The organism is Polaromonas sp. P1_G4 (genome assembly GCF_056405475.1).
The window spans coordinates 1-5,449 of sequence record NZ_JBFUCA010000292.1 but is presented as its reverse complement, the minus strand read 5'-3'; the positions used below and the strand labels follow the sequence as shown (position 1 = coordinate 5,449).

At 65.1% G+C, this 5,449-nt stretch carries 6 protein-coding genes and 1 pseudogene; 5 read left to right on the top strand and 2 right to left on the bottom strand.

Annotated elements, in window-relative coordinates:
• A pseudogene (locus AC1D1X_RS14725) lies at positions 1-135 on the top strand (NADPH-dependent FMN reductase); the annotation flags it as partial.
• Positions 136-235: 100 nt separating this feature from the next.
• Here AC1D1X_RS14725 and AC1D1X_RS14720 read toward each other — a convergent pair.
• Together AC1D1X_RS14720 and AC1D1X_RS14715 are read right to left on the bottom strand one after the other, a co-directional pair.
• Positions 236-703, bottom strand: coding sequence for a hypothetical protein (locus AC1D1X_RS14720; protein ID WP_477670408.1), 468 nt, complete (start codon positions 701-703; stop codon positions 236-238).
• A gap of 84 nt (positions 704-787) precedes the next feature.
• A complete protein-coding gene (locus tag AC1D1X_RS14715) occupies positions 788-1,090 on the bottom strand; it encodes a hypothetical protein (RefSeq protein ID WP_477670409.1) in 303 nt (100 codons plus the stop codon).
• A gap of 433 nt (positions 1,091-1,523) precedes the next feature.
• Here AC1D1X_RS14715 and AC1D1X_RS14710 point away from each other — a divergent pair, with 433 nt between their 5' ends.
• The 4 genes from AC1D1X_RS14710 to AC1D1X_RS14695 all read left to right on the top strand — a co-directional run.
• Positions 1,524-2,327 (top strand): endonuclease/exonuclease/phosphatase family protein, encoded by an 804-nt coding sequence (locus tag AC1D1X_RS14710; protein WP_477647033.1) that lies wholly within the window; start codon positions 1,524-1,526, stop codon positions 2,325-2,327.
• A 2-nt stretch (positions 2,328-2,329) separates the two neighbouring features.
• Complete coding sequence (gene clsB / locus AC1D1X_RS14705) at positions 2,330-3,607, top strand: cardiolipin synthase ClsB (RefSeq protein ID WP_477670410.1); 1,278 nt, start codon at positions 2,330-2,332, stop codon at positions 3,605-3,607.
• A gap of 7 nt (positions 3,608-3,614) precedes the next feature.
• Positions 3,615-4,646 (top strand): lysylphosphatidylglycerol synthase domain-containing protein, encoded by a 1,032-nt coding sequence (locus AC1D1X_RS14700; RefSeq protein ID WP_477698538.1) that lies wholly within the window; start codon positions 3,615-3,617, stop codon positions 4,644-4,646.
• 299 nt (positions 4,647-4,945) lie between these two features.
• Positions 4,946-5,449 (top strand): DUF4130 domain-containing protein (locus AC1D1X_RS14695; protein WP_477698537.1); only part of this gene is annotated, 504 nt, incomplete at its 3' end.

The window sequence follows — 5,449 nt, the reverse complement described above, 5'->3', positions numbered from 1 at the left end:
ACGCTGGACGCAGACAAAGCCCTGATGGAAGAAGTCCGCAACGTGGCCAGGGCTGTAGCCACCGCAGTCACCGAACTCCGGGCCGGGAAGCTACCCCAGCCCGGCAGGGGCTTGCCGCAGCCCCGGCCCAAATAAACGCAGGCGTGAAAAAAAGCCGGGCGCAGGTAAAAACCTGTGCCCGGCTTTGTGGCGATGCAACCACCTTGCGGCAATTACACGCGCACCTTGCCCGCCTTTACTTCGAAGTGCCGCCGACGGCCGCATCACCCTGAACACTGCCCTGGACACGGGCACTGCCCGCAGCGTTATCCAGCTTGTTGTAGGTGCGCTTGGCGCCGCTCTTCACGGCGTTGCCGGTGCGGGCTACAGCCCGTCCGGTGCTGCGGGCGGTGTTGTCCACTGCAGCGGCGGCCCTGCTGCCTGCGGAGGTATCACCCTGAGCCGAGCCGGAAACATTGGCGCCGGCACCGAGCCTGCCGCTGGAAGATCCCGAGGGCCCGCTGGAGTCCGAGCTGGCGCCTGCCGCGGCATTCGCGCGAACGCCAGCGTCGATATTGGTGTTCTGGCCGGCCGAGACGCCGACCCCAACACCGGTGCCGACGCCCACACCGAGGCCCTGTGCAAAGGCGCCGGCAGAGCCGAACAACGCGGCTGCGGTCAACGCAGCGGCCGCAGGAATGGAACGCATAAAGTACTTGGACATATCAAACTCCTTCAAAAGGGTGATGGCAACGCGTCAGCGCGCCTTCAACCTGAAACTGTCATGGCGCAGAGGCAGCGCCTGGCCTTACTTGCTGGTACCGCCCGAATCCGTGGGGGCAGCGCCTGCAGTGGCGGCTTTGCTCTTGCGTGCAGCCCGTTTGGCTGCCTTGGCCTGCTTCTTGTCGGACTTCGCCGCCTGTTTTTCGGATTTGGCGGCGTCACGCTGCTCAGGCGTTTTGGCGGTTGCACCGGTGGAAACCGAGCCCGAGCTGTCGCTCGGTTTGCCCGCAGGATCGGTCTGCGCGTGTGCGGCTGCGCCAAACATCAGTGCGGCCGTCATGGCAGCTGCAAGGGAAAGGGTCTTCATGGAAGAGGGGGTTTTGAACATGGGAGTAGTTCCTTGGGTTGTGCTCGTAGGCTGGGTTGAAAAAACACGCCTGCCACTTCATCGGGCTAACGTTGAATTCAATCTAGCGGGCCGGGCCCGTCTGCCTTATCGGAGAGGCCCCCCGCGCCATGTAGGACACTGCGCCCGCGGGCTGTGGCCAAAGGCACGTCCCAGGCGCTTGCGTACGCCGCGCCCTGCCGCAAATAAGTTACTGTCCTACAGTCACTCCCAGGGCGCAGAATAACAATGGGTGCCAAGGCCTGTCCTGCGCCCTTTCCGCCTGCCTGTCTGGGCCTACTCGCTTATCTTTCCTATGCCGACTTCCACACCCGAATCCCCTTCGCCATCGCCTTCTTCAGCTTCGCGCCGCGGGCCCGACGCCCTGTCTGTCGCCGTACCCACCCGCTCTCCCGAAGCCGCCACGCCGATCGACATGGAAGCCGTCGAGGCCGACACGCAGACGGCGCTTGCAGCAGTCAGCGCCGACTCGTCGTTCTCGTTCAAGGTGCTCACGGTCAACATCCACAAGGGCTTTACCTTCTTCAACCGCAAATTCATCCTGCCCGAGCTGCGCGAAGCCGTTCGCGGCGTCGGGGCGGACGTGGTGTTCCTGCAGGAAGTGACGGGCAACCACGTCAAGCACCAGGACAAGTTCGACAACTACCCTGAAACCCCGCACTACGAATTCCTGGCCGACACCATCTGGCCGCAGTTCGCCTACGGCCGCAACGCGGTCTACACCAACGGGCACCACGGCAATGCCGTGTTGTCCAAGTTCCCCATCGTGCGTTTTGAAAACCTCGACGTGTCCATCAGCGGGCCCGAGCGCCGCGGGCTGCTGCATTGCGAACTGCAGATACCCGGCCGCAGCGTGAACGTGCACGCCGTCTGCGTGCACCTGGGCCTCATGGAAGCGCACCGCGAGCAGCAAATGGACATGCTGTGCGAACTGGTGCGCAACAACATTCCGCCGCATGCGCCCGTCGTGGTGGCCGGGGACTTCAACGACTGGCGGCACCGCGCCCATGCCCGGCTGGAAAAAGGCGCCGAGCTGCATGAGGTGTTTGTGCAGGCCAACGGCAAGGCGGCGCGCACCTTTCCCGCACGCCTGCCCCTGCTGCGGCTGGACCGCATCTATGTGCGCAACGCCATCGGCCACGCGCCGGTGGTGCTGCCGCTGCGGCCTTGGTCGCATTTGTCAGATCACGCGCCTCTCGCGGCAGAAATCGAGCTCTGAACATGAGTCGTTGGGTAAGCGGCAACCAGTTTCAGCTGCTTGAAAACGGCGAGGAGTTTTTCCCGCGCGTCTTTGAGTGCATTGCTGCGGCCAGGCGCGAGGTGGTGGTGGAGACCTTCATCCTGTTTGAAGACAAGGTCGGTGAAGAGCTGCACGCGGCCCTGCACCAGGCGGCGCGGCGCGGCGTGCAGATCGACCTGACGATTGAYGGCTATGGCTCTCCGGACCTGTCACCTGAATTCATTTCGACCCTGACGCGGGCAGGCGTGCGCGTGCATGTGTTTGACCCGGGGCCCAGGCTGTGGGGCTGGCGCACCAACCTGTTTCGCCGCATGCACCGCAAGATTGTGGTCGTCGATGGCGAACGTGCTTTCGTCGGCGGCATCAACTATTCGGCGGACCACCTGGCCGACTTCGGCCCGCAGGCCAAGCAAGACTATGCCGTCGAGATCGAAGGCCCCCTCGTGGCCGACATCCACAGCTTTGTGCGCAGGGCCCTGGCGGCGGGCCAGCGCAATGCCGGCGCCGGCGGCGAAGCGCCCACGGGCTTGCGTGAACGGTTTTCCGAACGCGCCCGTTCCGTGGCCGGCACATGGCGCAGGGACGACGTGCCCGCGCCGGCGGGCGACGCCGCGGCGCTTTTTGTCACGCGCGACAACCGCAAACACACCAACGACATCGAGCGCCACTACCGCGCCGCCATCCGCACGGCGCGCCACCGCGTCGTGATCGCCAACGCGTATTTCTTTCCCGGTTACCGGCTGCTCAGGGAAATGCGCCACGCCGCGCGGCGCGGTGTGGACGTGCACCTCATCCTGCAGGGCGAGCCCGACATGGCGATCGTCAAGACCGCCGCCAGCATGCTCTACCACCACCTGCTGGACGCGGGTGTGCGCATTTACGAATACTGCGACCGGCCCCTGCATGGCAAAGTGGCCATGATCGACGACGAATGGGCCACTGTGGGCTCCAGCAACCTGGACCCACTCAGCCTGGCGCTCAACCTCGAGGCCAACGTCATGATCCGCGACCGCACCTTCAACAACGACCTGGGTTCGCGGCTGGACCACCTGATGCAGCACAGCTGCAAACAGATAGGCCGCCAGGACCTGGTGAAGCCCACGTGGTGGCGCACGCTGCGTAGCTACTTTGTCTTTCACCTGCTGCGCCGCTACCCCGCCTGGGCTGGCTGGCTGCCGGCGCACGCGCCGCGCATCACGCCCGCCCAAGCAGCCGCGCCAGAGGAACGCGAGCCGCCGCCCCAGGCCAAACCCATTTGAGCGCGTGATGGCCGAAAGCCGCACCTTGCCCACGCCCCATCCCCCCCGTCCGCCCGGCGAGGCGCGCAGCGGCAAGCCCCAGCCCGCCGCGCCGAAGAAAAAGGCCTGGTGGCCATGGCTCAGGCACGGTGCCACCGCCGCGTTCTTTCTGCTCATCGCCAGCCTGCTGTTCTCGCAGGCCCGCAAGATTGAATGGTCCCAGGTCCTCACCGCGCTGGAGGACTACCCCCTCACCGCCGCCTGGGGCGCCGTGCTGCTGGCCGTGGCCAGCTTCACGCTTTACAGCACCTTCGACCTGCTGGGCCGCCACTACACCCGCCACCCGCTACGCGCCCCCACCGTGATGGCGGTGACCTTCGTCAGCTACGCCTTCAACCTCAACCTCGGCTCCCTCGTGGGCGGCGTGGCTTTTCGTTACCGCCTTTACTCCCGCCTGGGCCTGGGCAACGGCGCCATCACCCGCATCATGTCGCTGAGCATGCTGACCAACTGGATGGGGTACCTGCTGYTCGCCGGCACGGTGTTTGCCTTGCAGCCGCCCACCCTGCCCCTGGACTGGCCTGTCACCACCAACTCCCTGCGCCTGATCGGTGCGGTGCTGCTGGCCGTTGTCGCGGGTTATCTCGGCATTTGCGCGTTTTCCCGCCGGCGCATGCTGCGGCTGCGCGGCCATGAGGTGGTGTTGCCCTCCGTGCGGCTGGCCGGCCTGCAGCTGCTGATGGGCGCCGGCAACTGGCTCATCATGTCCGGCATTATTTTCATCCTGCTGCAGCACCGCATCGAGTTTTCCGCCGTCGTCAGCGTGCTGCTGCTGGCGGCCATCGCCGGCGTGATCACCCACGTGCCGGCCGGCCTCGGCGTGCTGGAGGCCGTGTTCGTCGCCCTGCTGTCGCACGAGATGCCGCAGTACGAACTGCTGGCCGCGCTGGTGGCTTACCGCGTGATCTATTACCTGGTGCCACTGACCGTGGCGGTTGTGGCGTATCTCGCCATGGAAACCCACGCCAAAAAGCTGCGGCGGGCCCACAAAAAGCGCTGACGCCACCCCCGTCCAGGTCAAAAGCGCACGCTGCAGCATGTTTGGCACCGTTGCCGCCAGCCCGGCCCTTTTGGGCTGGTTTCAGCCTGATTTAGGCGACAAAGCCACAAAAGGCCAGGGATTTGCGCCCCGCTTTCACACCTGAACCACCAAAACACTGTATATTAATACAGTGAATTCCAGCTTACTGTCCTGGCAATGCGCCGCCCGCACCCAGGAAGTCGGCTCTTTTGCCTACACCCGCAGCGGTGGCCGCCGCCGCACCATGGGTGCTTGAATCGTGAAGAAAGGATGTGTCCATGGGCGTGATGAATGACCTGCTGACGAACGACCTCTTTCCACAAGCCATGCTGCCCGTCACGCTGCAGGGGCAGACGGACCTCGAGGGCTTTCGCCGTGCCGCACGCGGCCTGCTGGCACAAAACATCCTGCCCGGGCAAGTCAGCTGGCATTGCGGCACCACACCCGCTACTGAAGGCCCGCAGCCCACCGGCACAGCGCAGAGCCCCGCACTCAGCGACGCACCCACCGTCGCCGTGCCACCCGAATTTCTCACCCTGTGCCAGGCCGTCATCCTGCACAACAACCCGCAGCGCTTCAGCCTGCTCTACCGCCTGCTGTGGCGCCTGGTGCATGAGCCCGAACTGCGGCACAACCAGCTCGACGCCGACATGGCGCTCGCCCGGCAGATGGCCGAAGAGGTGCGCCATGACATGCAGAAAATGAAAGCCCAGCTGCGCTTTCACTCGGTGCAGGACGACACCTTTAAAACCCGCCCGCAAGGCGGCCCGCTGCATGTGGCC